The organism is Salirhabdus euzebyi, assembly GCF_014207435.1.
Classification (GTDB): Bacteria; Bacillota; Bacilli; order Bacillales; family Alkalibacillaceae; genus Salirhabdus; species Salirhabdus euzebyi.
In genome coordinates, this window is the sequence record NZ_JACHGH010000002.1 from 60,030 (window position 1) to 84,975 (window position 24,946).

30 protein-coding genes and 1 other RNA gene are annotated in these 24,946 nt (G+C 36.1%); 23 read left to right on the forward strand and 8 right to left on the reverse strand.

Annotated elements, in window-relative coordinates:
* Positions 1-203 precede the first annotated feature (203 nt).
* The 7 genes from HNQ94_RS03335 (at position 204) to HNQ94_RS03365 (ending at position 5,294) form a co-directional block, all read left to right on the forward strand.
* The gene (locus HNQ94_RS03335) at positions 204-377 is read left to right on the forward strand and encodes a YpmA family protein (RefSeq protein ID WP_174495084.1); all 174 of its coding nucleotides are present in this window, start codon (positions 204-206) and stop codon (positions 375-377) included.
* Complete coding sequence (locus HNQ94_RS03340; RefSeq protein WP_174495083.1) at positions 340-879, forward strand: cell wall elongation regulator TseB-like domain-containing protein; 540 nt, start codon at positions 340-342, stop codon at positions 877-879. The genes HNQ94_RS03335 and HNQ94_RS03340 overlap by 38 nt, the downstream gene beginning before the upstream one ends.
* Entirely contained in the window at positions 879-2,066 is a 1,188-nt protein-coding gene (locus HNQ94_RS03345) for a pyridoxal phosphate-dependent aminotransferase (RefSeq protein ID WP_174495082.1), read from the forward strand. Before HNQ94_RS03340 ends, HNQ94_RS03345 begins: the two co-directional genes overlap by 1 nt.
* A gap of 14 nt (positions 2,067-2,080) precedes the next feature.
* Positions 2,081-3,373 carry an asparagine--tRNA ligase gene (gene asnS, locus HNQ94_RS03350; protein WP_174495081.1) on the forward strand — a complete coding sequence of 431 codons (1,293 nt, stop codon included), beginning with the start codon at positions 2,081-2,083 and terminating at the stop codon, positions 3,371-3,373.
* Positions 3,374-3,584: 211 nt separating this feature from the next.
* A complete protein-coding gene (locus HNQ94_RS03355) occupies positions 3,585-4,274 on the forward strand; it encodes a DnaD domain-containing protein (RefSeq protein ID WP_260400894.1) in 690 nt (229 codons plus the stop codon).
* Between the two features lie 11 nt (positions 4,275-4,285).
* The gene (nth, locus tag HNQ94_RS03360) at positions 4,286-4,951 is read left to right on the forward strand and encodes an endonuclease III (RefSeq protein WP_174495080.1); all 666 of its coding nucleotides are present in this window, start codon (positions 4,286-4,288) and stop codon (positions 4,949-4,951) included.
* Positions 4,944-5,294 carry a YpoC family protein gene (locus HNQ94_RS03365; RefSeq protein WP_174495079.1) on the forward strand — a complete coding sequence of 117 codons (351 nt, stop codon included), beginning with the start codon at positions 4,944-4,946 and terminating at the stop codon, positions 5,292-5,294. The genes nth and HNQ94_RS03365 overlap by 8 nt, the downstream gene beginning before the upstream one ends.
* A gap of 139 nt (positions 5,295-5,433) precedes the next feature.
* On the opposite strand, the gene HNQ94_RS03370 is transcribed toward HNQ94_RS03365, so the two are convergent.
* Both HNQ94_RS03370 and recU read right to left on the reverse strand, forming a co-directional pair.
* Entirely contained in the window at positions 5,434-7,986 is a 2,553-nt protein-coding gene (locus HNQ94_RS03370; RefSeq protein WP_221452479.1) for a penicillin-binding protein 1A, read from the reverse strand.
* A gap of 17 nt (positions 7,987-8,003) precedes the next feature.
* On the reverse strand, positions 8,004-8,594 hold the full coding sequence (gene recU, locus HNQ94_RS03375) for a Holliday junction resolvase RecU (RefSeq protein ID WP_174495078.1): 591 nt from the start codon (positions 8,592-8,594) through the stop codon (positions 8,004-8,006).
* A gap of 102 nt (positions 8,595-8,696) precedes the next feature.
* Between recU and HNQ94_RS03380 the strand changes: the two genes are divergently transcribed.
* Positions 8,697-9,647, forward strand: coding sequence for a DUF2515 family protein (locus HNQ94_RS03380; RefSeq protein ID WP_174495077.1), 951 nt, complete (start codon positions 8,697-8,699; stop codon positions 9,645-9,647).
* A gap of 27 nt (positions 9,648-9,674) precedes the next feature.
* On the opposite strand, the gene HNQ94_RS19555 is transcribed toward HNQ94_RS03380, so the two are convergent.
* Entirely contained in the window at positions 9,675-9,797 is a 123-nt protein-coding gene (locus HNQ94_RS19555) for a hypothetical protein (protein WP_260400895.1), read from the reverse strand.
* A 172-nt stretch (positions 9,798-9,969) separates the two neighbouring features.
* On the opposite strand from HNQ94_RS19555, the gene HNQ94_RS03385 reads away from it, so the two are divergent.
* The 8 genes from HNQ94_RS03385 to HNQ94_RS03420 all read left to right on the forward strand — a co-directional run bounded on the left by HNQ94_RS03385 (position 9,970) and on the right by HNQ94_RS03420 (position 14,562).
* A complete protein-coding gene (locus HNQ94_RS03385; protein WP_174495076.1) occupies positions 9,970-10,314 on the forward strand; it encodes a hypothetical protein in 345 nt (114 codons plus the stop codon).
* A gap of 130 nt (positions 10,315-10,444) precedes the next feature.
* On the forward strand, positions 10,445-10,792 hold the full coding sequence (locus HNQ94_RS03390; RefSeq protein ID WP_174495075.1) for a DUF1798 family protein: 348 nt from the start codon (positions 10,445-10,447) through the stop codon (positions 10,790-10,792).
* A 51-nt stretch (positions 10,793-10,843) separates the two neighbouring features.
* Positions 10,844-11,251, forward strand: coding sequence for a cytidine deaminase (locus HNQ94_RS03395; protein ID WP_174495074.1), 408 nt, complete (start codon positions 10,844-10,846; stop codon positions 11,249-11,251).
* Positions 11,252-11,430: 179 nt separating this feature from the next.
* On the forward strand, positions 11,431-11,763 hold the full coding sequence (locus HNQ94_RS03400) for a CotD family spore coat protein (RefSeq protein ID WP_174495073.1): 333 nt from the start codon (positions 11,431-11,433) through the stop codon (positions 11,761-11,763).
* Between the two features lie 95 nt (positions 11,764-11,858).
* Complete coding sequence (locus HNQ94_RS03405; RefSeq protein ID WP_174495072.1) at positions 11,859-12,416, forward strand: SLOG family protein; 558 nt, start codon at positions 11,859-11,861, stop codon at positions 12,414-12,416.
* 78 nt (positions 12,417-12,494) lie between these two features.
* Positions 12,495-12,800: a cell division regulator GpsB gene (gpsB, locus tag HNQ94_RS03410; protein WP_174495071.1), complete on the forward strand. Its 306-nt coding sequence runs from the start codon at positions 12,495-12,497 to the stop codon at positions 12,798-12,800.
* Positions 12,801-12,888: 88 nt separating this feature from the next.
* Positions 12,889-13,272, forward strand: an RNA gene (gene rnpB, locus HNQ94_RS03415) — RNase P RNA component class B.
* A 153-nt stretch (positions 13,273-13,425) separates the two neighbouring features.
* The gene (locus HNQ94_RS03420; RefSeq protein ID WP_174495070.1) at positions 13,426-14,562 is read left to right on the forward strand and encodes a THUMP domain-containing class I SAM-dependent RNA methyltransferase; all 1,137 of its coding nucleotides are present in this window, start codon (positions 13,426-13,428) and stop codon (positions 14,560-14,562) included.
* 60 nt (positions 14,563-14,622) lie between these two features.
* Here the strand turns inward: HNQ94_RS03420 and HNQ94_RS03425 are convergent, their stop codons facing one another.
* Positions 14,623-15,108, reverse strand: a complete 486-nt coding sequence (locus tag HNQ94_RS03425) for a PH domain-containing protein (RefSeq protein ID WP_174495069.1) — start codon at positions 15,106-15,108, stop codon at positions 14,623-14,625.
* Positions 15,109-15,298: 190 nt separating this feature from the next.
* Between HNQ94_RS03425 and HNQ94_RS03430 the strand changes: the two genes are divergently transcribed.
* From HNQ94_RS03430 to HNQ94_RS03440, 3 genes are all read left to right on the forward strand, one after another.
* A complete protein-coding gene (locus HNQ94_RS03430) occupies positions 15,299-16,801 on the forward strand; it encodes a carboxypeptidase M32 (protein ID WP_174495068.1) in 1,503 nt (500 codons plus the stop codon).
* Between the two features lie 173 nt (positions 16,802-16,974).
* Positions 16,975-17,781, forward strand: a complete 807-nt coding sequence (locus HNQ94_RS03435; RefSeq protein WP_174495067.1) for a class I SAM-dependent methyltransferase — start codon at positions 16,975-16,977, stop codon at positions 17,779-17,781.
* 204 nt (positions 17,782-17,985) lie between these two features.
* Positions 17,986-18,516, forward strand: a complete 531-nt coding sequence (locus HNQ94_RS03440) for a hypothetical protein (protein ID WP_174495066.1) — start codon at positions 17,986-17,988, stop codon at positions 18,514-18,516.
* A gap of 106 nt (positions 18,517-18,622) precedes the next feature.
* On the opposite strand, the gene HNQ94_RS03445 is transcribed toward HNQ94_RS03440, so the two are convergent.
* Genes HNQ94_RS03445 through HNQ94_RS03455 form a run of 3 tightly spaced genes read right to left on the reverse strand, consistent with a single transcriptional unit; the run spans position 18,623 to position 20,989 of the window.
* Entirely contained in the window at positions 18,623-20,281 is a 1,659-nt protein-coding gene (locus HNQ94_RS03445) for a b(o/a)3-type cytochrome-c oxidase subunit 1 (RefSeq protein WP_174495065.1), read from the reverse strand.
* Position 20,282: 1 nt separating this feature from the next.
* Complete coding sequence (locus tag HNQ94_RS03450) at positions 20,283-20,783, reverse strand: cytochrome c oxidase subunit II (RefSeq protein WP_174495064.1); 501 nt, start codon at positions 20,781-20,783, stop codon at positions 20,283-20,285.
* Positions 20,784-20,812: 29 nt separating this feature from the next.
* Positions 20,813-20,989, reverse strand: coding sequence for a cytochrome c oxidase subunit 2A (locus HNQ94_RS03455; protein WP_221452480.1), 177 nt, complete (start codon positions 20,987-20,989; stop codon positions 20,813-20,815).
* 262 nt (positions 20,990-21,251) lie between these two features.
* On the opposite strand from HNQ94_RS03455, the gene HNQ94_RS03460 reads away from it, so the two are divergent.
* The 3 genes from HNQ94_RS03460 to HNQ94_RS03470 all read left to right on the forward strand — a co-directional run bounded on the left by HNQ94_RS03460 (position 21,252) and on the right by HNQ94_RS03470 (position 23,414).
* Complete coding sequence (locus tag HNQ94_RS03460; RefSeq protein ID WP_174495063.1) at positions 21,252-21,578, forward strand: YnfA family protein; 327 nt, start codon at positions 21,252-21,254, stop codon at positions 21,576-21,578.
* A 22-nt stretch (positions 21,579-21,600) separates the two neighbouring features.
* A complete protein-coding gene (locus HNQ94_RS03465) occupies positions 21,601-22,098 on the forward strand; it encodes a GNAT family N-acetyltransferase (protein ID WP_174495062.1) in 498 nt (165 codons plus the stop codon).
* A gap of 635 nt (positions 22,099-22,733) precedes the next feature.
* Positions 22,734-23,414 (forward strand): NAD(P)H-binding protein, encoded by a 681-nt coding sequence (locus HNQ94_RS03470; RefSeq protein ID WP_174495061.1) that lies wholly within the window; start codon positions 22,734-22,736, stop codon positions 23,412-23,414.
* Positions 23,415-23,454: 40 nt separating this feature from the next.
* Here HNQ94_RS03470 and HNQ94_RS03475 read toward each other — a convergent pair whose 3' ends face one another.
* Complete coding sequence (locus tag HNQ94_RS03475; RefSeq protein WP_174495060.1) at positions 23,455-24,024, reverse strand: hypothetical protein; 570 nt, start codon at positions 24,022-24,024, stop codon at positions 23,455-23,457.
* Between the two features lie 135 nt (positions 24,025-24,159).
* Between HNQ94_RS03475 and HNQ94_RS03480 the strand changes: the two genes are divergently transcribed.
* Entirely contained in the window at positions 24,160-24,933 is a 774-nt protein-coding gene (locus HNQ94_RS03480) for an SDR family NAD(P)-dependent oxidoreductase (RefSeq protein WP_174495059.1), read from the forward strand.
* Positions 24,934-24,946 lie beyond the last annotated feature (13 nt).

Consider the following 24,946-nt stretch of genomic DNA (forward strand, 5'->3'; position numbering starts at 1 on the left):
AAAATATACATAATTTGGTATGGGTTAGGATATTTTTATATTTTCTCTTTTTGCTTCTTAATGCGACTGAAATTTATTGTTATAATATATAACAGGGTTCGTTTCAGACATTCATTAGTGTATGGAACGATTGACTAATATATACTGAGTAAAATTTTCATTACTGTTACATATGTAATGATGGGGGATATGAGGTGGTCATTATGGAAGGTGTTAAAATAGAAACTTTACATACCATTAGAGTGTCATATTCGGACGACCTTTACAAAATAGTGGATGGGTTAAACCGTACCTTAAAAGAAAGGGATTTAATGTTTGGATTGGCATTGGATGAAAACGATGAAGAGACAGCAGTATTCACTATCTACAAGACGTAAAGTATTTATATGGATTAGTATTGGGACTTTATTATTGCTCTTGTTTGCTTTTATCTATTTTTTCACTGTTTATCAAACAGCAATGGACACTAAACAAGAGACATTTGCATCCTCTGAAACTAGGGCAATCCAGCAAACCCCATTAGTAAAGGTTACAGATACAAAACGCTTTAATGGTGAAGCAGCATACGATATTGTTTATGGCCAAACAAAAGAAAACGAACCTGGCTATGCTTTCATTCCTTTACAGGATGACATAGAAATCATTTTTACGTTGGAGGAAGAAGGTTTATCGGAAAACGAAATGGTTTCCAAGTGGAAAGCTGACTGCGCGGATTGCGATTTGATGTCTGTCGTACCGGGTATAGATAAAGGTAGACTACTTTGGGAAATTATTTATAAAAATAACCAAGGTAGAATTGTTTACGAATATTACTTATATTCGAATGGAAATTTATATGAACAATTTAAGTTTAAAACAGAGGAGGAGGAATTGAAATAATGAAATTGGCAGATCGCGTACAATCTTTAACCCCCTCAAGTACGTTAGCAATTACTGCAAAGGCGAAGTCATTAAAACAACAAGGACATGACGTAATTGGTCTTGGTGCTGGTGAACCTGACTTCAATACGCCGCAACACATATTAGAAGCAGCAAAGCAGGCGATGGAGGAAGGAAAAACAAAATACACACCAGCTGGTGGGCTCCCGGAACTAAAGAAAGCTATTTATGAGAAATTTTTAAGAGATCAACAATTAAGCTATGATCCCTCGGAAATTATCGTGACAAATGGAGCAAAACATGCACTTTATACATTATTTCAAGTAATACTAAATCCTGGTGACGAGGTTATTGTGCCAGCACCATATTGGGTTAGTTATCCAGAGCAAATTAAACTTGCTCAAGGAAATCCTGTCATTGTGAATGCTCTTGAAGATAATCAATTTAAATTAACTCCTGAACAGATTGAACAAGCAATAACAGAACGCACGAAGGCAATTATTATTAATTCCCCAAGTAATCCGACGGGAAGCATTTATTCAAAAGAGGAACTACAAGCTTTAGGAGACGTTTGTATAAAGCACAATTTATTAATTGTATCTGATGAAATATATGAGAAATTGGTATACGGAGATGAAAAGCACGTTTCCATTGCTCAGCTATCTGACCAACTTAAGGAAAATACAATTATTATTAATGGTGTCTCCAAGTCACATTCGATGACTGGTTGGAGAATTGGGTATGCAGCAGGGAATGAAACTGTTATTAAAGCAATGACAAATTTAGCTTCTCACTCTACATCAAATCCTACTTCTATATCACAATATGCTGCAATTGAAGCTTACTCTCAGTCAGAAGAAGAGATTGATAAGATGAAAAACGCTTTTGAGGATCGATTAAATAAATTATATGATTGGATTACGGCTATCGATGGTATTAGTTGTGTGAAACCTAAAGGTGCCTTTTACTTATTTCCAAATATACAAAAAGCAGTGGAGAACTGTGGTTTTTCTTCAGTCGATGAATGGGTAACAGCACTTTTAGAAGAAGAAAAAGTCGCTTTAGTTCCAGGCTCAGGCTTTGGTGCGGACCAAAATGTTCGATTCTCATATGCGACATCTTTAGATCAGCTAGAAGAAGCGGCAAAACGTATTAAAAAATTTGTGGATAAACATGCTACGAGGTAATAGGAGGTAACGTAATGAAAACAACAATAGATCAAGTATATAAACATCTAGACAATGATGTAACAATTGGTGCATGGCTTGCAAATAAGCGCTCAAGTGGTAAGATTGCTTTTTTACAGCTTCGTGATGGCACAGGGTTTATGCAAGGAGTAGTTGTAAAAGCGGAAGTGGAAGAGGAAGTTTTCGAACTAGCAAAAAAACTCACACAGGAATCTTCCATTTATGTGACAGGAACGATTGTAAAAGATGAGAGATCACCTTTAGGCTATGAGATGCAAGTAAAAGGTTTAGAACTAATTCATGAAGCGGTGGATTATCCCATCACACCTAAAAATCATGGTACAGAGTTCTTAATGGATCACCGCCACCTATGGTTGCGTTCGAAAAGACAGCATGCCATTATGAAAATTCGAAATGAAGTAATTCGTGCAACGTATGAATTTTTCAATACAAATGGTTTTGCAAAGATTGACCCACCAATTTTAACAGGGGCATCTGCAGAAGGAACAACAGAGCTTTTCCATACAAAATATTTTGAAGAAGATGCTTATCTATCTCAAAGTGGTCAATTATATATGGAAGCAGCTGCTATGGCATTTGGAAAAGTATTTTCATTCGGTCCAACATTCCGTGCGGAGAAATCGAAAACACGTCGTCACTTAATTGAATTTTGGATGATTGAACCAGAAATGGCGTTTATGGACCATGAAGATAGTTTGCAATTACAAGAGCAATATGTTGCTTACGTGGTAAAGTCTGTTTTAGATAATTGTAAAATTGAACTGAACACATTAGAGCGTGATGTGGCAAAGTTAGAAAAAATTACTGCACCATTCCCGCGCATTACGTATGATGATGCTGTTGCGTTCTTAAAAGATAAAGGCTTTGATGATATCGAGTGGGGTGATGACTTCGGGGCTCCGCATGAAACAGCAATTGCGGAAAGCTATGAAAAACCAGTTTTCATTACACATTATCCAACGGAGCTTAAAGCCTTTTATATGAAGCCTGACCCTAACCGCCCTGAAGTAGTGCTATGTGCGGACTTAATTGCACCAGAAGGCTACGGGGAAATCATTGGTGGCTCTCAACGTATTGACGATTTGGAGCTAATGGAGCAACGTTATGAAGAACATGACTTAACAGGTCCTGCTTACCAATGGTATTTAGAACTTAGAAAGTACGGAAGTGTTCCGCATTCCGGTTTTGGATTAGGTTTAGAAAGAACAGTGGCATGGATTTCTGGTACAGAGCACGTAAGAGAAACCATTCCATTTCCACGTTTGTTAAATCGTTTGTATCCATAATGTAAATAGGTAATGGCCTCCAATTTGGGGGCCTTTTTTCATGATTAGCTGAAATAATTTTTATTTGGTTGATATATTTTAAATTTGGCTGATATATCACTAATTCCGTCGATAAAAGTGATATACCGGCTGATATATGAAAAAAACACCAAAACGAATGGCGTACCTTACACGACCATTAGATGGTATAATAACTTTGAGGTGGATTACATTGCAAAACAAAGCATTTTTTTATCATCAATTATTATTTGACCAAATGACATTACCAAAAAGCTTGTTACTCCAATATAAATCACTAGGGATAACAGAAAATGAAATGGTAGTGCTTCTTCATATATATCGGCTTCAACTAGAGGGTAACCGTCTTCCATCTATTCAAGAGCTAAGCACGTTTATGTCCTTAAATGAGCCTGCAATTGCGCAAGTTTTAAGAAAATTAATGAAGGATGGCTTCATTAAAATTGAGCAATTTCAAGAAAATGAAGTGATGCATGAATGGTACTCCTTAGAACCACTATGGAAAAAACTCTATGAAAAAGAACAAGTCGTTAAACAACAAGAGACAGAAGGAAATTTATTTCTTTTATTTGAACAAGAATTCGGACGAGCTTTGTCTCCGATAGAAATAGAAACGATAAACCATTGGATAGATGATGATCAGGCGAAGCCGGTTTTAATTAAAGCTGCACTTCGAGAAGCTGTCTTAATGGGGAAATTAAATTTTCGATATGTTGATCGTATTTTAAATGAGTGGAATAAAAAAGGTGTTAAATCAGTTGATGACGCTCGTAAAGTGAGTCAATCATTCCGAACCCATTCCAACACTCAACAGTCATCAGCTAAACAACAAAAACGAGATACGTCAGTCTATTATAATTGGCTTGAGGGAGAGAACGAATAGGGGGAGTTTATATGCTGAATAAGAACCAAATAAGGCATGTACTAGATACGATGGGTGATATGTTTCCAGAGGCTGAATGTGAGCTTAATCATTCCAACCCTTTTGAGTTAGTTATTGCTGTGTTATTATCTGCACAATGTACAGATGTTTTAGTCAATAAAGTAACAAAGGGTTTGTTTGAAAAATACAAAGAGCCAGAAGATTATTTAGCTGTTTCTTTAGAAGAACTACAAAATGATATTCGCTCCATTGGCTTATATCGAAATAAAGCGAAAAACATTAGAAAACTTTGTGAAATTGTAATTCATGAATATAATGGGGAAGTACCTCCAGAACACGAAAAGCTAGTACAGCTTCCTGGTGTAGGTAGAAAAACGGCAAACGTAGTAGTATCTGTCGCTTTTGGTATTCCAGCTATAGCTGTTGATACACATGTAGAAAGAGTGTCGAAGCGGTTAGGGATTTGTAAGTGGAAGGATTCAGTGTTAGAGGTTGAGAAAACACTTATGAGAAAGGTGCCAGAAGAGGAATGGAGTGATACCCATCATCGAATGATCTTTTTTGGCCGCTACCATTGCAAAGCACAAAATCCTCAATGCCCAGTCTGTCCTTTACTTGATATTTGTAGAGAAGGACAGAAAAGAATGAAAAAGAGAGAGAAATCAGCAAATGTTTAAAGAAGTAAAAGCATACATTGACGACTGGAAATCTCACGAAAGTGAACTAGCCGAATGTTTTCGAAATAAACAGTTACAGTATTCAGAAAAGGAAATGATTCGTCAAATAAAGCAATTTAAAACAGCATTATATTTCTGTAATGAAATAAATCCAAAAGAAAACTTAAAGCCCTCAGATGTATCTGAAATGGAATATAGACCTGTTAACATACTAGAGCGACTTTCTTTTATGGAAGAGCGCCCAAATCATTACCATTCCTTTATTCAGCTAAGGGAATGCTTTCATGAGTTAGAAAAAATATATGCAAGGGCAAAAGTGATGAAACAAAGAAAAGGGATCTAGCTCCAGATTTTGAAAAAGAATCTTTCGTTTCAGCGTGTTTATACTTTTGAATTATGTGTCATTAACACAAAAAAGGTTGTCGCCAAAAGGTAATTTCTACACTATTGGGACAACCTTTTTATTTTGTTTAGCCTGCGGATCAGTTTAATAAATCAGTGATGCCGCCACCGATATCACCATCGCCGTCATCTCCACCATCACCGCCGTCTCCATCTACTGGTTCATCACCATTACCGTCACCATTGCCATCACCCTGACCATCGCCGTCACCTTGGCCATCACCATCTCCATCTCCCCCGTCACCATCACCGCCAGGAAGATCATCTAGTATGTCACCGGGTTCCTCTTCTTCTTCTGGAATTTCGATTCGGACAGTAACTGGCTCACTTCGATTATCGTTTGCTCCAATAGCGGTTACTTCAAATACATATTTTTGTCCAGGTTCTATTTTCGTCACCAAAACATTCGTATTCTCTGTGTTTGTTACGACGTGCATTTCGGAGTTTTCTACGCCAGCTCTTATTTCAAATTTAATTTCTTGTTCCTCATTTTCTTCATAGTTCCACTTCAATTCTACCGCATTTTCACTCTCTCTATATTCTGCAGATAGGTCTTGAACAGGATCGAGTTGATCAAATTTTTCTGAAGTATCTTTTGGTTCATGCCCCTTAACAAAAAGCTCATGAATGATTTGATCGTCTGGTGTGTATTCACTTGGAAGTTTAGCAGGGTTTGATCCCTTCTCAACAGCTATTTCTACTACGGAGGCTGGTTTGACAAAGTCAGCTGTCTCCACACCCTCTGATATATGCTGCATTACATGTCTAAACATCGCCGTTGGTATTTGTTTTCCTTTTCCTTCTATGGTCTTTTCAGTTTCGGAATACCCAGTCCAAACAGCGATAGTAAAGTTAGTTGTGTATCCTGCAAACCAAGAATCTTTATCATCATTCGTTGTTCCAGTTTTACCAGCAATAGGTAAGCCTGGAATATTAGCATTTGTACCTGTTCCTCCAGGACCTAAAACATCCTTTAACATGTCTGTGATCATATATGCAGTATAATCAGACATTGCAACTTTTGGTTCTGGTCTAAAATCTACTTCTTTATCATTCGGATAAATTACTTTTCTTACTGCATATGGTTCGTTATAGAAACCTTCGTTTCCAAAAGCGGCATATGCTCCGGCCATTTGAAGTGGATTTAAGTAAATATTTCCGCCACCGATAGCATCAGATTCTAAAATACCATTTTCAGGTGTTGGAATTCCTAGTTTGTTAATAAACTGTCCAGCTTTATCAATGCCAACTTCTTGAAGGGCCTTAAGTGCTGGAACGTTACGAGAACGATAAATATGATAACGCATTGTTTGCCACCCTGAGTGTTGTAAGTCATAGTTTTTAATTTCTCTTTTATCACCCATTGTGTAATTATATTTCTCATCATTAATTTGATAGTAGGTTGATGCTCTTGTATTCTCAATTAGTGGGCCGTAGTCTAACAATGGCTTCATGGTAGATCCAGGGTGACTGCTACCTTGGATTGCATGGTTAAAATCAGCACCAATTCCTTGTTTTGCGTTTCGTCCACCACCAATTGCGAGTATTTCCCCCGTTTTAGTGTCTAGTACAGAAATACCAGTTTGGAGCTCGTCATCCGGATACAAGCCATTTATCGGGTTGTCCTCGCTATTGCTTAACAGGAATTCAACTTGTTCTTGAGCCTTTATATCAAGTGTCGTATAAATTTGTAAGCCGTCCTGGTAAATATCTACATCCTCTCCAAGCTCAGCTTTTACTTCTTGTATCACACGTTCAAGAAAATCACTATATGGAATGTTCGTTGCATAATCTTCCACTACCATATCTTCTACTTTTACTTCTTTGGCAGCAGCTGCTTCTGCTTCTGTTATTTTTTCATGCTGAACCATTAAATCTAAAACAATATTTTTTCGTCTTTCTGCATTCTCAGGGTTTTTTAATGGGTCAAAGACGTTTGGTAACTGGGGGATACCAGCTAACAAGGCTGCTTCTGGTAATGTTAGATCATCTAAGTTCGTTTTACCAAAGTATACTTCTGCAGCTTTTGCCACACCATAAGTAGAGTTACCATAATGAATTTTATTTAAATACATCGTCAGTATTTCTTCTTTTGAATAATCCTGTTCTAGTTTAATGGCTAACCACTGTTCTTGAACTTTTCGTTTGACTGTTTTTTCTCGTTCTAAGAAAGCATTTTTAACAACTTGTTGCGTAATCGTACTGGCACCTTGTGCACCAAATCCATCTGTAATATTCGCCCAAACAGCTGCACCGATACGTCTGAAATCAATACCGAAGTGTTTATAAAAACGAGCATCTTCTGTTGCAATTACAGCATCTTCCAGTATTTTGGGGATTTGGTCATACTCAATTTTTGTCCTTTTTTGTGTGCCTAAATCAACGATTAACTCACCATTCCTATCATAAATTTTAGATGATAAAGGATCTGAAAGAGCTGAAGCTTGTAGGGACGGTGCTCCTGAAACATAATATGCAAATAATCCTATAACACCTGCAAATAGAACTGCACCGATGATAGACATAATGATTAATATTTTTTTCCAATTCCATTTGGATAATTTACCTTTTTTAGTTTTCTTCGTTTTTTTCTCTTGTCTGCGTTGCATGCGAGATCGGCTATTTTCTGCCATCATTAATCTCCTCCCGATTAAAAGTAGAGTTTATCGATTATTTTGATATAATCAACCCTTGCTTGGAAAGTAAAAGGAATGCTATGTCCATGGTCCTTAATAAAGGTGATAGGCATGGATTTTCTTCCTCCTTGGAACTGCTGATCCCAGAATTGTATGAAGAATTCAGCAGGTAAATAATAGGTGTCTTCTTGTTTGGAGAAACGGATAATGAAAAAGCATATCCCTCCATGTTGTAAAACTTTCCTCATATGTTCAACTTGATGTTCATGTATATTGGCTAATGGTAAAGAGGATACATTTCTCGTTTCCTTAGCTTCGAAATCAATATATTTTCCTTTATAAAGACCATTATAATCTGTTGTAGATGCTTGTTTAAAGTATGCTTCCTTAATAACAGCTGCACTTCTCTTCGGATAGTCTACTTGTACAATTTGAACAGGAGTAGGTTTTTTATGAACAACGGCATGATTCGTTTCTAAGTAAAAATGATTCGTTTCATTTATATCATTTTCGAGGGTCATTCCTCGATTTGCAAAATCATTCTTTTTTTGGCCAGTCCGAATCGATGGTTGTCCTTTTCCTTTTCTTCCATTTGGGTAATTCATAAAATCCTCCTCTATATTGCAGTATCATACCAAATATTAAAGAAAAAAGATAAGGAAATAATAAATTCTGTATGACATTTTCTCGCAAGGGTGATTATTCCAATGGAAGATCAACTAATCAAAAAAATTCAAGAATCTACTCAATTGCACAATAAAAATAACATTACGCGAACAAAGGCTTATCTACATTATTATCAAAATCAGCAGGAAATAGAATGGGCATTTTTAGCTAGTATGGTGTCACGGAATGCTGGTTGGAATATGACAGATTTAAAAACACATACTTATCGACAATTATTATCAAAAAAAATGGCACGCTTCTTATATATGACGTATGAAAGAGCAAATTGGTTCATTTTTGCTGATGCTTTTCCACAATTATTAATCTATAAACATTCCGTTCTTGAAAATAGACCGCTTTTTCACTTGTTAAAAGCCTTTCATGTATCTACGTTTATGATGAAGGAATGGTCTCACTTTTGGATTTATCAAGATAAAAAAAGATTAGTAAAGGCACAAATTATTAATGAACAAAATTTAATTGAAAAACCTGTAGTACAGCAACCGTTTTTTAAATGGAAGGTTTTTCATAGCCTACCTTATTTCATGCAGGATCGTATACATCTGAATTCCGTATTATTTCCAACGCCATCAGGAAAATTATATGGTTTATTTATCAAGAAGTTTACAGATGTTCATCAAAGAATAAAGATTGGGAAAAGATTAGCATCCATTTTATTTTCTCCGAGACTTTATGAAGGGTTTTATACGTTCGCACAGGAAGTAGAACCAACAGGTAAACGACAAGAGTATGAAAGGAAATTACACGGTACATTTATTAGCTCTGATTCTTTAGAAGACCTTTTTCCTACGATAAGGCAAGAAAATAACGTTCACGAAGATTGGTCTGTATGGAAAACAGTTTCGAAAGAGGACTGGAAAGAGGAAATAGTCCAGCCAAAAGAAATAGGGGAGTTGTTTTATAAAAAAAGAGGTTTGATAAGAAAAGTAGCCAATAAGAAGGAGACCTTTTTTAAGCCCTTGTCAAAGTGACAGGGGCTTAAAAATATGCTTTAAAGATTAAGTAGATGGACGATTTGGACCGTCTAACTTCGGATTTCCATCACCTTTCCAACCTTTACGAGTAGGTTCTTCCTCTACTTTTTGATCTGTACGCTTCTTTTCTTCGTTTTTCTTAGCCATTGAAATCCCTCCTTAACGTTATTTTGAAGCATGTCGGAAAAACTATTCTTTTTTTCTTTTTTATCGAATGACTTGTAACATTTCTTCTATGTTTGTCGCTCAGAAAGGATTCTTACGTTTAAAGAAGAATTAAGGGATACAAAGATTCGGATAGGAAGGGAGACGGTTGTAAATGGCTTTAGCCTATAAAAAAATACATCACTATGAAGATAAGGTATCAAAAAATGAATTTGAAAAGATCATAGGTGATTTAATGGATAACATGCAGGTGCTACAGGAAAAAATATCGTTTAAAGCTGATATGGCAATTGAAAAGGAACTTTACAAACAACGCAAGGAAATCCATCGGCTACAATCTGAATTATTAAGTTTTCATGAAAAAGTAAAGCAATTAGAAAAACAAGCACCAAAAAGTACGGAATCAATTCTCAAAAGAGAAGATCACCTTTTTCGGAAAATGTATACGTCTTTAAAAAAGAGTATGTTAATAAACAAATGGATAACGAAGAAACAATAACCTATATGTTGGAAAGAAGGCTATAGTAGTCATTAATACTACTTGTAGCCTTTTTATTTAGAATAACAAATAAAAATAGGTGAATTGGAGAGAATAACATGTTAAAGTGGAATAAAAAGGGATGTTGGACATGAATTCACAATTAGCCAACCTAATAGATCAAATATATGAAGAAGTGTTAGCTAAAGGATTAGAGCGATTTGATAACGGTAATGCTATTGATAAAAAGAGTAGAGAAGGATTTGAGCAAGTTAAAGTCCAAACAAAACACCCTTTTTCCTTAATCGATAAATGGGAGGAAGAGACGTTAGCAGCTATTCCAGAACTTCCTATTTACCCTAATCAAGTCCAAAATACGAAAGAGAATATGGAATTGCTTTTATTACATAGCTATTATCATGACGTAAAAAGAAAAAGATTTATGGAGCTTTATCATTCCATTGATTATGTAATGAATCAAATGAAAGGAAAGCCCTGAATTCGCTTTACATATACGAGCTATATGAGAAAACATTGGGAGGAAGTCATAATGGATCAACAGACATTGTTAAGTCACGCAAAGGATGCTTGGAATAATGCATACGTTCCATACTCCAAATTTAGAGTAGGAGCTGCCGTATTAACGAAAAGTGGAAAAGTATATAAGGGATGTAACATAGAAAATGCTGCTTATCCTGTTACATGCTGCGCGGAAAGAGTGGCGATTTTTAAGGCGATATCAGAAGGTGAAAAAGAATTTCAACATATAGCAGTGGTAGCGGACACAGAACGACCAGTACCTCCTTGTGGCTCATGTCGTCAAGTATTGAGTGAATTTTGTGAGCCAACGATGGAAATCCAAATTGCAAATTTAAAAGGGGATACGAAAACAATGACGATGGAGGAATTATTGCCATTCTCCTTTACCCCTCAGGATTTAGCGGACGGTCAAAAATAGCAAAAAACCCTTACCAACTTTTGGTAAGGGTTTTTCTTCCACCATATTAAAATATTTTCTTATTTCTAGGCACGGATACAATCTCTAGTTATAAAGCAAAATTAGGTTTATGACTTAGTACATGTCTCCTTTCTTCATAATATAGTATTAATGTATAGAAAATGAAAGGAGAGGATAGGATGCATCATCATCATAAACATTGTAAACCAACGGCGGTAAGCCCTGTAGAAACTGTGGTATACCCTACAAAACATTGTGTGAAAAATACACACTCTGTAAATGAAGTTAATCATGTTCATCCAGCTCATACAACTGTTGTAAACCATCATTTACAAAAGAATAAACACTACTTTCCTCATACAACGTCATTCGCTAACACTTATGACGCTGTAAATATAAATATGGGCCCTGTACCACCGGCACCGCCACTAGGAACTGTCGTTCCTGCACCAGGAGCTCCTGTACCACCGGCTGGACCAATGAATCCAGCATTTAATCCTTATGCACGCTAATAATGTTATGTGGAAGGACTGGTGTTTTCAGTCCTTCCTTTACCATTTGTAAAAAGATGAGTCTCAACACATTATCCATCTAAAGGAATGAAAAAATGAATGTTTTAACGATTACAGGTTATAAACCTATGGAATTAGGCATATTTAATAGCAATGATAAACGAATACCTTATATTAAAGAAACAATAAAGAGGAGATTGCTTCCACTTATTGAGGATGGAATTGAATGGATCTTAATTTCTGGACAAGCTGGCGTAGAACTATGGGCTGCTGAAGTGGTCCTTGAGCTTCAATTAGAATATGACATAAAGTTAGCTGTTATTCCACCATTTACAAACCAGGAGCAGAGATGGAAAGAAGACCTTCAGCTTGTTTATCAAGAAATAGTCGAACAAGCTGATTTTTATGAGCCCTTAGTGAAAAAAGAATATGAAGGACCACATCAATTTAAGATAAAAGATAAATGGTTGATTCAGAAATCAGACGCTTGTTTAATACTTTATGAACCGGAAAACGAAGGGACACCCAAATTTTTCTTAGAGGAGGTGAAGCGTCAAAATAAACCAAATTTTCAATTGTTTTATATTACATCCTTTGATTTAGATGATACTTTTAGGGATATGGAACTGAATTCGTCTAATTTTATCGAATGAAACATAATTGTAAATTGACTTTTCTATACTAATTTGAAAGAATATTAATTAAGTTGTTATGATTTTGGGGTGAATAGAATGTTTGAACGAGTTCAATTAACGAGTAAAGATATTTTAGAGAAAGACTTTAAAACTGCTATAAGAGGTTATAATCAAGAAGAAGTAGATCAATTTTTAGATGTAGTCATTCAAGACTATGAAGCACTACAAAGCGAAGTGGAAAGACTTACACAAGAAAATGCGCGATTAAAGCAACAATCTACAGACCAACCTAGAATGAGACAAGCACAAGCCCAGTCAACAACAGGTCATGTCAACTACGATATTTTAAAACGATTATCGAATTTAGAAAAAGCAGTATTTGGCAAGAAGTACGTAGATTAGATGAATAGGTAATATTTACATTTTGCAAACGATTGAAATCATGTTATAATTTGTATTCCATGATAGGTGATGTGGAAACAACAATTGAATGTTCGGGTAATTGCTGTATGACTTAATCATGCAGAGGAAAGTCCATGCTCGCACAGTCTGAGATGGCTGTAGTGTTCGTGCCTGACGAATTCATAAGTTAGGGTAGCCTATTGGCTAACGGCAGGGAACGTACCTAAGTCTTCGGATATGGTATTAATACCTTGAAAGTGCCACAGTGACGGAGTTCAACTAGAAATGGTTGAAGTGGAACGAGGTAAACCCCACGAGCGAGCAACCCAAATAATGGTAGGGGCACTCTCCTGAGGGAAATGAACCAATATGGAGGGACAAGCAACTTGTTGCTTGTAGATAGATGATTACCACCTGAGTACGAGGTTGACCGCCGTTCGTAGTACGATGGTACAAAACATGGCTTACAGAACATTCATAGGTCAGCTCTACATCAATCGATCGAGCAAGCCTTTTCTAAGCGAACATAATCGTTTGTTTAGAAAAGGCTTTTTACATTTGTTTTAAGGGTATACTATACATAGAAGAAGGTATGTTTAATACAAAATGTTGGAGGATCTCAAGTATGGCAAATCAATTTACACTAATTGCAACATCTGCTGCAGGTTTAGAATCGATTGTAGCGAATGAAGTAAAAAATTTAGGTTTTGACAATGTAAGAGTAGAGAATGGCAGAATTGAGTACGATGCAGATGCATACGGAATCGCTAAAAGCAATTTATGGTTACGCACGGCTGACAGAGTTAAGCTTCTTGTAGGTGAATTTGAAGCAAAGACATTTGATGAGTTATTTGAAAAAACGAAGGCATTACCATGGGAAGAATACATACCGGAAAATGGACAAGTCCCCGTAATTGGGAAATCTGTAAAGTCTACCCTTTATTCTGTGCCAGACTGTCAATCAATCGTTAAGAAAGCGATTGTTAATCGTTTAACACAAAAGCATGGACTTATAGATAGGCTACCAGAAAACGGTGCTCTGTACCGAGTAGAAGTAGCTATATTAAAAGACAAAGTGACATTAACCCTGGATACATCGGGTACGGGGCTACATAAAAGGGGATATCGTGTTAAACAAAATGAGGCCCCTCTAAAAGAAACACTAGCTGCTGCTCTCGTTCAACTAACGAATTGGAGGCCAGACGAACCATTTGTTGATCCTTTTACAGGTTCGGGTACCATTCCGATTGAAGCTGCTTTAATTGGTCAAAATATTGCACCAGGCTTTAATAGAGAATTTGCGGCAGAAGAGTGGGATATTGTTCCACAAAAGATTTGGGATGAAGCATTAACCGAAGCAGAAGACCTAGCTAATTATGATCAAAAACTTAATATTTTTGGATATGATATTGACCACAAAATGATTGAAATGGCGAAAGGGAATGCATTAGAAGCAGGGTTTGCTGACTTAATCAACTTCAAGCAAATGCAAGTAAGTGATCTTAACCCGAAGGAATCCAATGGTTATCTAATAGGAAACCCACCATATGGAGAGCGTATTGGGGAAAAAGATGTCGTGGAAAAAATGTATCGCGACCTTGGTAACATTATGAAGAATCACCCAAGTTGGAGCGTGTATATATTAACATCACACCAAGATTTTGAAAAGCTATACGGTCAAAAGGCAACAAAGAAGAGAAAGCTTTACAACGGCTTTATTCGAACTGATTATTATCAGTATTTTGGGAAGAGAGAAAAATAAAGCTATAGAAAAAACGGGATCCCAAACTAAATAGTTTAGGACCCCGTTATTTAGTTAATTTTAAATGCCTAGTACTTGTTTTTTCTTTTGGGTAAATTCTTCTTCTGTTATTATGCCTGCATCTCGTAATTCTGCAAGTTGTCTTAATTCGTCAACACTATTACTACTTTCACTCGGAGCTGAAGAGCTTTGTCTTTTCCCCATATTATCCCTTACGTAAGAAATAAAATCCTGGACGTTTTCTCCTTGAATCCATTTCATTTTAACTTTATTTCCGGACGCAAAAAAAGAAATTTTATGACCTAGCATTCCTTTCCCAGATTCAAATGAACTGATATTTTCTAAGGGGAATGATTCTAATTCATAACCAGTTAATTTTTTAGCATAAAACACAACTCTTTTGTCGGTTGCGATAAAAATGCCATTCCTTACACTGTCGTTCCCTAATATCTCGGTTTCATATGCACCTAAAACGCATTCTTGAACCTCTTCATTTGGATCTAAATATTCCTGTGCCTTGGTTAATAGCTTGTCTATTTTAGCCATTTAAATCCTCCTCATTTATCTGATTCTTATTATAAAACGATACCCTACTCTTTATCATACCATTTTGTAGATAATTAACAGAAATAGTTCAATTGAAATCTTTTATTTTTTGAAAAGTGAAACATGTTTTTCTTTTTAAACTAATTTAAGGTAAAATAGATACGCATATAGGAAAAAGGGAGTGAAGCAATTGACTAAAAATTACACGAAAACAGAGCAGGAATTTTTAGATTATTTAGCGGAAATGGAATCTTATGGTGAAGCAATCAGTTTAATGGCTTGGGATTTACGGACAAAGGCACCGAAGAAGTCTGTTAAGCTGCGTTCGAATACTATAGGTGTCCTTTCTCAAAAAATTCATCAAATGTCTACTTCCGATAAAATGAAACAATTTATTTCGGAACTAAAAGGTAATACAGAGGATGAAATCATACATAAATCGGTACTTGAATGTGAAAAAGATTATGAGCGAAACGCAAAAATACCTGATGATGAATACAAGGCATATGTAATGCTTCAAGCGGAAGCTGAATCCGTATGGGAGGAAGCACGTGAAAAATCAGATTTTGCTATGTTTCAACCATATTTAGAAAAACTAGTGGATTATAATATTAAATTTGCTAACTATTGGGGCTATGAAAAAAATATTTACGATGCACTTCTTGATATGTATGAGCCGGGTGTGACAGTGGAGGTTTTAGATCAAGTATTTCCAGCCCTTAGAGACTCGCTTACACCCTTGATTGAAAAAGTACAACAATCTAATCATAAGCCTGATACGTCCAGTATTTTAGTACCTTTCCCGAAAGAGAAACAAGAAGCTTTTAGCTTGGAAATTCTAGAGGAAATGGGCTATGACTTCCAATCAGGTCGCTTAGACGAAACAGTTCATCCATTTATGATATCGTTAAATCCAAACGATGTTCGCGTAACAACTCGTTATGATGAAAATGATTTCCGTATGGCAATTTTCGGTACCATCCACGAAGGTGGACATGCCCTTTACGAGCAAAATATTAGTGAGGATTTAGTTGGAACGCCTTTAGCAACTGGAACTTCTAACGGTATTCATGAGTCCCAATCTCTTTTCTGGGAGACATATATATCTCGCAGTAAAGCATTCTGGAATCGTTATTTCAATACATTGAAAAAATACGCACCAGAATCTATATCATCTTTATCCAATGAAGAGTTTTATCGTGCTATCAATGAAGTGAAGCCGTCATTTATCCGTGTTGAGGCAGATGAAATGACGTATCCACTACATGTAATGGTTCGTTATGAGTTAGAAAAAGGATTAATCAATAAAGAAATTGAAGTGAAAGATTTACCACGTTTATGGAACGATAAGATGGAAGAGTACTTAGGCATTCGTCCTACCAATGATCGTGAAGGCGTACTTCAGGATGTACACTGGTCAGGAGGAGCGTTTGGTTATTTCCCTTCCTATGCGCTAGGATACATGTACGGGGCTCAACTTTATCATGCGATGAACAAAGAATTAAACGTAAACGAATTAATTGAAAACGGAGAGCTAAACAAAGTGAAAGAATGGTTAACTAAACACGTACATCAATACGGTAAGTTGAAAAAGCCGTTGGAAATCTTAAATGATGTGACTGGTGAAGGGTTAAACGCTGATTACTTAGTTAATTATTTAGAGAACAAATATAAAGAAATTTATAAGTGGTAAACCAATAATTCTCACACGAAATAAGGATACAAATCTTTATATGATTTGTACCCTTATTTTTTTCTATTTTAAAAGGAATGCCTAAATAACATTTGGGAAAATGTGTTAAAATGAAAAACGCAAATAATGCTTAATTTAGCTTTTATATACAGCTTACTTTTAGGAGGGGTATAATGGATAGAAAACAATATACAGAAGCAAATCGAAAGGCTTGGAATGAAGTAAATGCAAAGCATCAAAAATCCAAAGTGGAGCAAGGTAAATTGGAAAAATTTAAACAAAAAGGCTATTCCAAGTTGGATAAAACAATAACACAAACTTTGAATGCAGTAGGGATTGTAGGTAAAGATGTTGCGCAGGTCTGTTGTAATGACGGGGAAGAAACGATTTCTTTAAAAAACATGGGAGCAAATTCTGTAACAGGTTTTGATATAGCTGATGAGGCGATAAAATCAGCACGGGAACTTTCTCAGTTTTCTGGGGTAGATTGTGAGTTCGTGCAAACCGATATTTATGATATACCTGAACAATTTTTTTCGAGTTTCGATTTAGTTTACATATCCGTTGGAAGTTTAATGTGGTTTCCTAGTATGGACGATTTTTTTCAAGTGGTTGCGAGACTGTTAAGAAAAGATGGGATAGTGATTATTTATGAGGTGCATCCTTTCTCACTGATGCTAGATAATGAAGATAAACAAAATCCTTTTGAATTAAAGCTTTCTTATTTTATTGATGAGCCTAGAATATATAATGATGGATTAGATTACATAGAAAATGAGAAATATCAAGGGGCTCCAATTTATAATTTTGATCCAACTCTATCACAAATTATAAACGGCATGATTAAGAACGGGTTCAAAATTGAAAAATTAGATGAATATCCGCATGATATGTCAGCTCTATTTGAACACTTGAATAATAAAGAAATAAGGATTCCTTTAAGTATGAGCATTGTTGCAAAGAAAAACTGGAATGTTTAACTAGATTAGCTTAGTAGTCTTTAAAGCATAAACATTATTTGATGGAACAGTTGTATTAGGATAGTTGATTATTCCAACTGCTTCCACGTAGGGACTATAGGAGAGAAGAGTAACTCCCTTATATTTTCTATCTATAACTATAGAAAATCATAGAGAAGGATTACATTATCATTTATGGAAAGTTATTTTATAGGGGGATTTACTTTGATTGGTTGGTTAATTATTGCTTGCGAGGTTGGTTTTTGGGTGTTGGTATTATCGGGATTAGTTGCTAGATATGTTTTCAATCAAAAAAGGATAAGTGCCATTTTACTTATTTGTACACCGATTGTAGATATTGTATTGCTCATTGCTACATTCATTGATTTGAAAAATGGAGCAACTGCCAGTATTGTTCATGGAATTGCAGCAATCTACATAGGTGTTAGTGTAGCTTTTGGACATCGTATGATTAAATGGGCTGACGAGCAATTCGTACATAGATTTTTAAATGGTAAAAAACCAGCTAAAATAAAAAAACATGGCAAAGAACATGCCAAAGAAGAGCGTGCTGGTTGGTATCGTCATTTGTTATCTTGGTTGATAGGCGGAGGAATATTAATAGGTATCATTCTTTATATCAACAATGACATACAGACAGAAGCATTACTTCGTACGCTAAAAGTATGGTCAATGGTTTTGGTAATAGATTTTTTCATTAGTTTTAGTTACACTCTCTTTCCGAAAAAAGCATAGCATTTACCAAAAAAGCTAACGGTAGGAAAATCGAATTTCATTTCGATTTCGCCGTTAGCTTTTTTAAGTAAAATATTTTTTAAATAACAGGTGTTTTTCTTCGTTTTTAACTATTTCCGATAGGCCACTTAAATCCTGGTGAGCCTGGAGGAGAGTTCTGAATAATATCAATTAATGGAATAGTATATGCAAATAAGATTAGAACCACAGCAATGCCAATCCATAGTCTCCAATTTTCGAAAACTTTCGGAGTTGCTCCATCATGGTCACCGTATTCAGCAACTGGGAATTCTTCAACACCTTCTGGACTACTATTAAATGCTAATTTAATGAAGATGTAGAACATAAGTAGAATACCGATAAATAATATTGTTCCTCCAATTGCTTGTGCTATTTGATAACCTATCCACTCTTGTGCTTGTTCTGTTCCGCCATAAACCGAATAGTCCGAACGACGTGGTGCGCCTAAAAGTCCTGCAATATGCATGGCCCCAGACATAATTGTCATACCAACAGTCCATATAATCGTTTGAATAATACCTAAACGGTTAAGTTGAGGCGTTAATTTTTTGCCTGTTAAGTGCGGTATTAGCCAATAGGAAATACCGAAGAATGTTAACATTACTGTTGTTGCAACGGTTAAATGGAAGTGACCTGTAACCCATATGGTGTTATGGATTACACCATTTAATTGGTTAGAAGCGTTAATCAGTCCACCTGCACCACCAGGGATGAAAGCTGCCATACCTATAAACGGTGCAAGGAAACGAACGTCTTTCCAAGGTAAAGCTTTAAACCAACCGAATAAACCAGAGTAACCTTTTGCACGGCCAGCCATTTCGAACGTAGCGAACATAGAGAATGCTGTTAATAACGAAGGAATAGCAACCGCAAATGTTAATACTACTTGAATGTATTTCCAAAATGGATCAATACCAGGTTCAGTTAACTGATGATGGAATCCAACTGGTATCGAGAAAAGCAAAAACAATAAGAATGAAAGTCTTGCTAAAGCATCACTAAATATTTTGCCACCAATAATTTTCGGGATGATTGTATACCATGCCATATAAGCTGGTAGTAACCAGAAATAAACTAGTGGGTGACCAAAATACCAGAATAGTGTACGACTGACTAGAACGTTAATTTCATCAACCATCCCCAGTGACCAAGGAATGAATTGGAATAACACAGTAGTTGCTACACCAAGTGTACTAATAAACCAAATTAACATATTGATAACAACCATAAATGCCATAAGTGGAGATTTTTCACCAGGATTTTGTTTTTTCCATTTTGCAAGCTGATGGAAGTTAACAAAACATGCTATCCAAGTTCCGACAACAAAAAGAGCAAGCCCTATATAGTAAAGTGGATGTGCTTGTAAAGGTGCGTAGAATGTATATAGAACATTCGCTTTACCTAATAAAATCATCGTAGCTGCTAAGACAGTGCCAATCATCATGATCCAGTAACCAACCCATGCAAGCTTTCTTTGTCCATTAGACATGCCTACACTTTTACTCATTAGAGCATATTGAAAACCGATGATAAAGAATGTTGTTAAAACTAACCCTAAAATTACCCCATGAACAGTAAGTATTTGATAATAGCCAATTCCAAATGGTAGTTTGAATGTACCAGAGCGTACTAATGTTTGTAGCAATCCCATTAAGCCACCAATTAATAGGGAAGCAAAAGCAACATACATGAAAGACATAATTAATCGTGCTTCAGGTTTAGATATATCTAATTTTTTAATCATTTTAATACACCTCCACAACCGCCATCATAAGATGATGACCCAATCCACAGTATTCATTACAAAGCAATGTGTATTCTCCTGGTGTATTTAATGTTGTAACGTAATCACTAATATAGCCAGGCTCTAACATCATATTTACGTTTGTTCCAGCTAATTGAAATCCGTGAACAACATCAGATGTAGTTGCTTGAAATGTAACTTTTGAGCCTGCAGGAATGCGGATCTTTCTTACAGTATTTCCTTCAGCGTCTTTTCCTAAATCATAATTAAAAGCAGTAGCTAACACATTGACAACATATTCGTTTTCCCCAACTTGATGTAAACCTAAATTTTCTTCTTTAAATGATTCATGCGCTTGAACGTTTGCTGGATCAAGTGTTACTAAACAACTTGGTGGTTGAGTACCTTGATAAAAAGCCCCTATACCTAATATCGTTAAAAACACGAGCAGTGATCCAGTACCAAAAGCGATCCAAATTTTTTCATACTTATGCAAATGCATGCATAGTCCCCCTAACCAACATTAAATGTTTAACGACTTAAAAATAAACTCCAAACCCCAAACCAAGAAACAACGATAATAACCCCAATCCCCATTACGGCTATAAATGTTCCTTTAAGGTTCGGTTCGTGAGAAGAGCTTTCCTTGTCCGTAGCTATTCCTCTTAAGTTTGTATCCGTCTCCTTAACAGGTTTTGTGTTGGACATGTGACATCCCCCATTCCTTTCCAATTTGTGATTACATATCTATACTACAAATTAGACTGACATTTTGAATAGATGCTGGGACCATGATTCACAATTTGTTCATTTTATGGACTAATTTTGTTCAAAAAGAAAGTCAATAATCGTGTCTAGACGCGATTTTCCATAAATTTTGTAACAAATATGATAAAATAACTTTGTTTAGTTATCGCTAATGAACTAATATAACGGCTTTAGGTATAAGTGAAAAAAAGGTGTGTATGAAATGACTTATGCAATTGTGTTATTTATAGTGGCAGGCCTCGCAGAAATTGGAGGAGGCTATCTTATATGGCTGTGGTTAAGAGAAGGTAAACCGTTTTATTGGGGAATAAGTGGCGGAATAGCATTAGCATTATATGGGGTTATCGCTACTTTTCAAACCTTTCCTTCGTTTGGTAGAGTTTATGCTGCATATGGAGGGGTCTTTATAGTTCTATCTATCTTATGGGGTTGGGGGATTGATAGGAAGACACCTGATTTATATGATTGGATAGGGGCAACCATATGTTTGGTTGGAGTATCGGTCATATTGTTTGCCCCACGCAATTGAATAACCTTTTTGGGGAATTAGCGTGCAGATTAGGGAAATAAAGGTTGAAGATGCAGAAAATTTTAGCGGGCTTGTAAAACAAGTTGAATCCGAAACCAATTTTATGCTAATGGAAGCTGGAGAAAGAAGAACTACTCCTGAACAACAACAAAAACAAATAGAACTTATCCAACAACAAAGGAACTCCACTATATTTGTTGCAGAACAAGAAAATCTATTAGTAGGGTACTTAATAGTCATAGGAGGACGTGTAACAAAAACAAAACACTCTGCTTATTTAGTTATCGGTATTTTAGAAGAATTTAGGGGTGTTGGTATAGGAACAAGACTATTCCAACAAGCAGAAAATTGGGCAAGAAAACAGGCAATTACGAGACTAGAATTGACTGTCGTAAAACAAAATGAAGCAGGCGTTGCTTTATATAAGAAAAGTGGATTTGAAATAGAAGGTACGAAAAGAAACTCGCTTATGATAGATGGAACATATGTTGACGAGTATTATATGTCAAAACTTCTATGAATTTTTGAAACATCGCTGCTATTTGTACACAGTTGATGGAAAATGCGACGTAACTAGATGTGTGCAAATCCAACCGCTACGGAAATACACTACGCGCACCTTAGGGCTCGCGCTGAGCCTCCTCACTCGCACAGAACGCTCGCTGTGGGGTCTCAACGTCTTCGCTGTCCCGCAGGAGTCTACGTGTATTTCCTTCGCTAAGCATGTGCTTATTTTTAATGTACGGATGAATTAGGAAAAAGAAAGTTAAAAATATAGTCATATAGATAGGGAAGAATTATCTAACATGCCTATATTACCACTATCCTTGAATTAGAAAGTCAATCTTAGCGTAGGCAGATTACGCAGACTCCTACGGGATAGCACGTGTCTGAAGACCCCGCAGCGGTGGTCTTCCGCGAGGAGGCTGAGGCCGTGCCCGTGGAAAGCGAAGTATTCTGCCGAAGCGGTCGTATACACTCATCAAAATGCAAAGCTATAGTTATGTCGTAGTTTAAATAAACTATCCAACTAATTTTCCAGAAACAGTCTTTCGAAACTAAAAGTGGGAGAGTAATTTTTCATATCTACTTGGTATCTATATAAGTTAGAGTGTAACTGTGTCAGGTTAATAAGAATGAAATGGAGGGGAGTTAATGACGCACGGAAAAACAGCACTTATTGCAGGAGCAAGTGGGTTGGTTGGGAATAAACTTCTTCACGAACTCTTACAGGGACAGGAGTATAAAAAGGTTTATAGCTTAGTAAGGTCACCCAGTGGTATCGAACATGCTAAGTTAACAGAGGTGGTTTGTAATTTTGATAAGCTAGAGGATGTAGAAGAATACTTTTCCGTTGATGATGTATTTTGTTGCTTAGGAACCACCATAAAAAAAGCAAAGTCTAAAGAGGCGATGTATAAAGTGGACGTCGAATATCCTTTAGCGATTGCGGAGTTAGCTAAAAAAAATAACGTCCAACATTTTTCAATTATAAGCTCTATGAATGCAAATGCTAATTCTATTTTATGGTATCCAAAAATGAAAGGAATACTTGAGAATAAGCTAACAGCCATTTCTTTTCGTTCTATTTCGATTATGAGACCATCCCTTTTACTAGGGGAGAGAAAGGAATTTAGATTAGGAGAAGCTATAGCAAGCAAAATTTTTACAGCAATATCCTTTCTTCTCAAAGAGTCATGGAAAAGCCGGTTGGCTATAAATGCCGAAACGGTTGCGAGAGCAATGTTCTACTTATCCCAAATAGACAAACAAGGAGTAGGCGTCTACACTGCAAATGAAATAAAAAATATGAGCAGCCTCATGGATAAAAAATAAACCTACCGATTTGGTAGGTTTATTTATATCTGTTTATTTATTAGCTTAATTCTGTAGCAATGCTAGGTGCAAGAAGTCCAAGACCTTCATAAAGAGTACCTAGTTTTGCTTCAAATGAAGTGAAAAGTTCTTCAGCAGCAGCGAAATCTGTTTCATCTGCAGAAAGAGCTGTTACATATGCTTCATAAGAAGCTTTAAGATCAGCTAATGCTTCTTCGAAAGAAGCTTTTGCTTCTTCAGAAACTTCACCTTCAAGAGTAAATGAATCTACTGCAGTTACAGCTTCTTCAGCTGCAGTTAAAGCATCTGCTTTTAAAGTCTCTAAATCTTCTGGCTTAGCTTCTGGGTTAGCAAGTTCTGCAACGTAAGAAGCGATTGCTTGGTGGTTCCCTTTAATTGTGTTAGTTAAAGAAAGTTGGTTGTTAAGTAGAGCAGCTTTTGTTGCGTTTTCATCTGCAGCTGCGTCTTCACCTTCAGCATCTGTGTTTTTGTCTTCACCGCTAGTTTCACCAGCATTTGCATCTCCAGACGTGTTATCATCTTCAGATTGTGAACAACCAGCAAACACAAATACTAGAGCAAGTGCTAATAGCATTAATAGTTTTTTCATTTTTTATTTTCCCCCTTATTATAAATACAGTTAGTAGTGTATACTGAGGTCAACAAATTGTAAATAATTTGTTAAAATGTTACAAAAATAAAAAAATTCTGAAGTTTTGACACATTTATAGAAAGGGGAACAATGATGGAAACCTATTTACCATCCTTTCATTTGGAAGGAAAAACGGCTGTTATTACAGGAGCAACTAAAGGAATTGGGAGAGCAATTTCAATTTCGTATGCAGAAGCAGGAGCAAATGTAATTCTTATATCAAGAACAAAATCTGACCTTGATCAACTGAAAACAGATTTGGAAATGCGAGGTACGAATGTTCAAACAATTATTGGTGATGTACAACAATATAAAGAAATAATAAAAAGGGTAGACGATGTTATAGGGGATCGATCTATTGATGTCTGGGTTAACAATGCTGGGATGAATATTCGTAGTGAAGCAGAAAAAGTAACGGAAGAAGAATGGGATCAAATTATTAATACAAATATGAAGAGTGCCTTCTTTTTTTCTCAATATGCTGCAAAAAAAATGAAAGAACAGGAGTATGGGAAAATTATTAATATTTCTTCTGTTGCAGGTCATGTCGCTTTACGCACGGGGGTCGTATATGCAATGACAAAAGCAGCCCTTATTCAAATGACAAAAACTTTATCGTTAGAGTGGGGTAAATATGGGATCCGGGTCAATGCGATTGGACCTTGGTATTTTCCGACTTCTTTAACGGAAAAATTACTTCAAAATGAGCAATACGTTCAGGACATTGTTGACCGAACTCCTTTAAAAAGAATAGGAGAACTAAAAGAGCTAGCAGGTACAGCAGTGTTTTTAGCAACTGAAGCTAGTGATTATATTACTGGACAGACAATTTTTGTTGACGGTGGAATGACTATTTATGGGTTTTAGTTGATAGAATAGG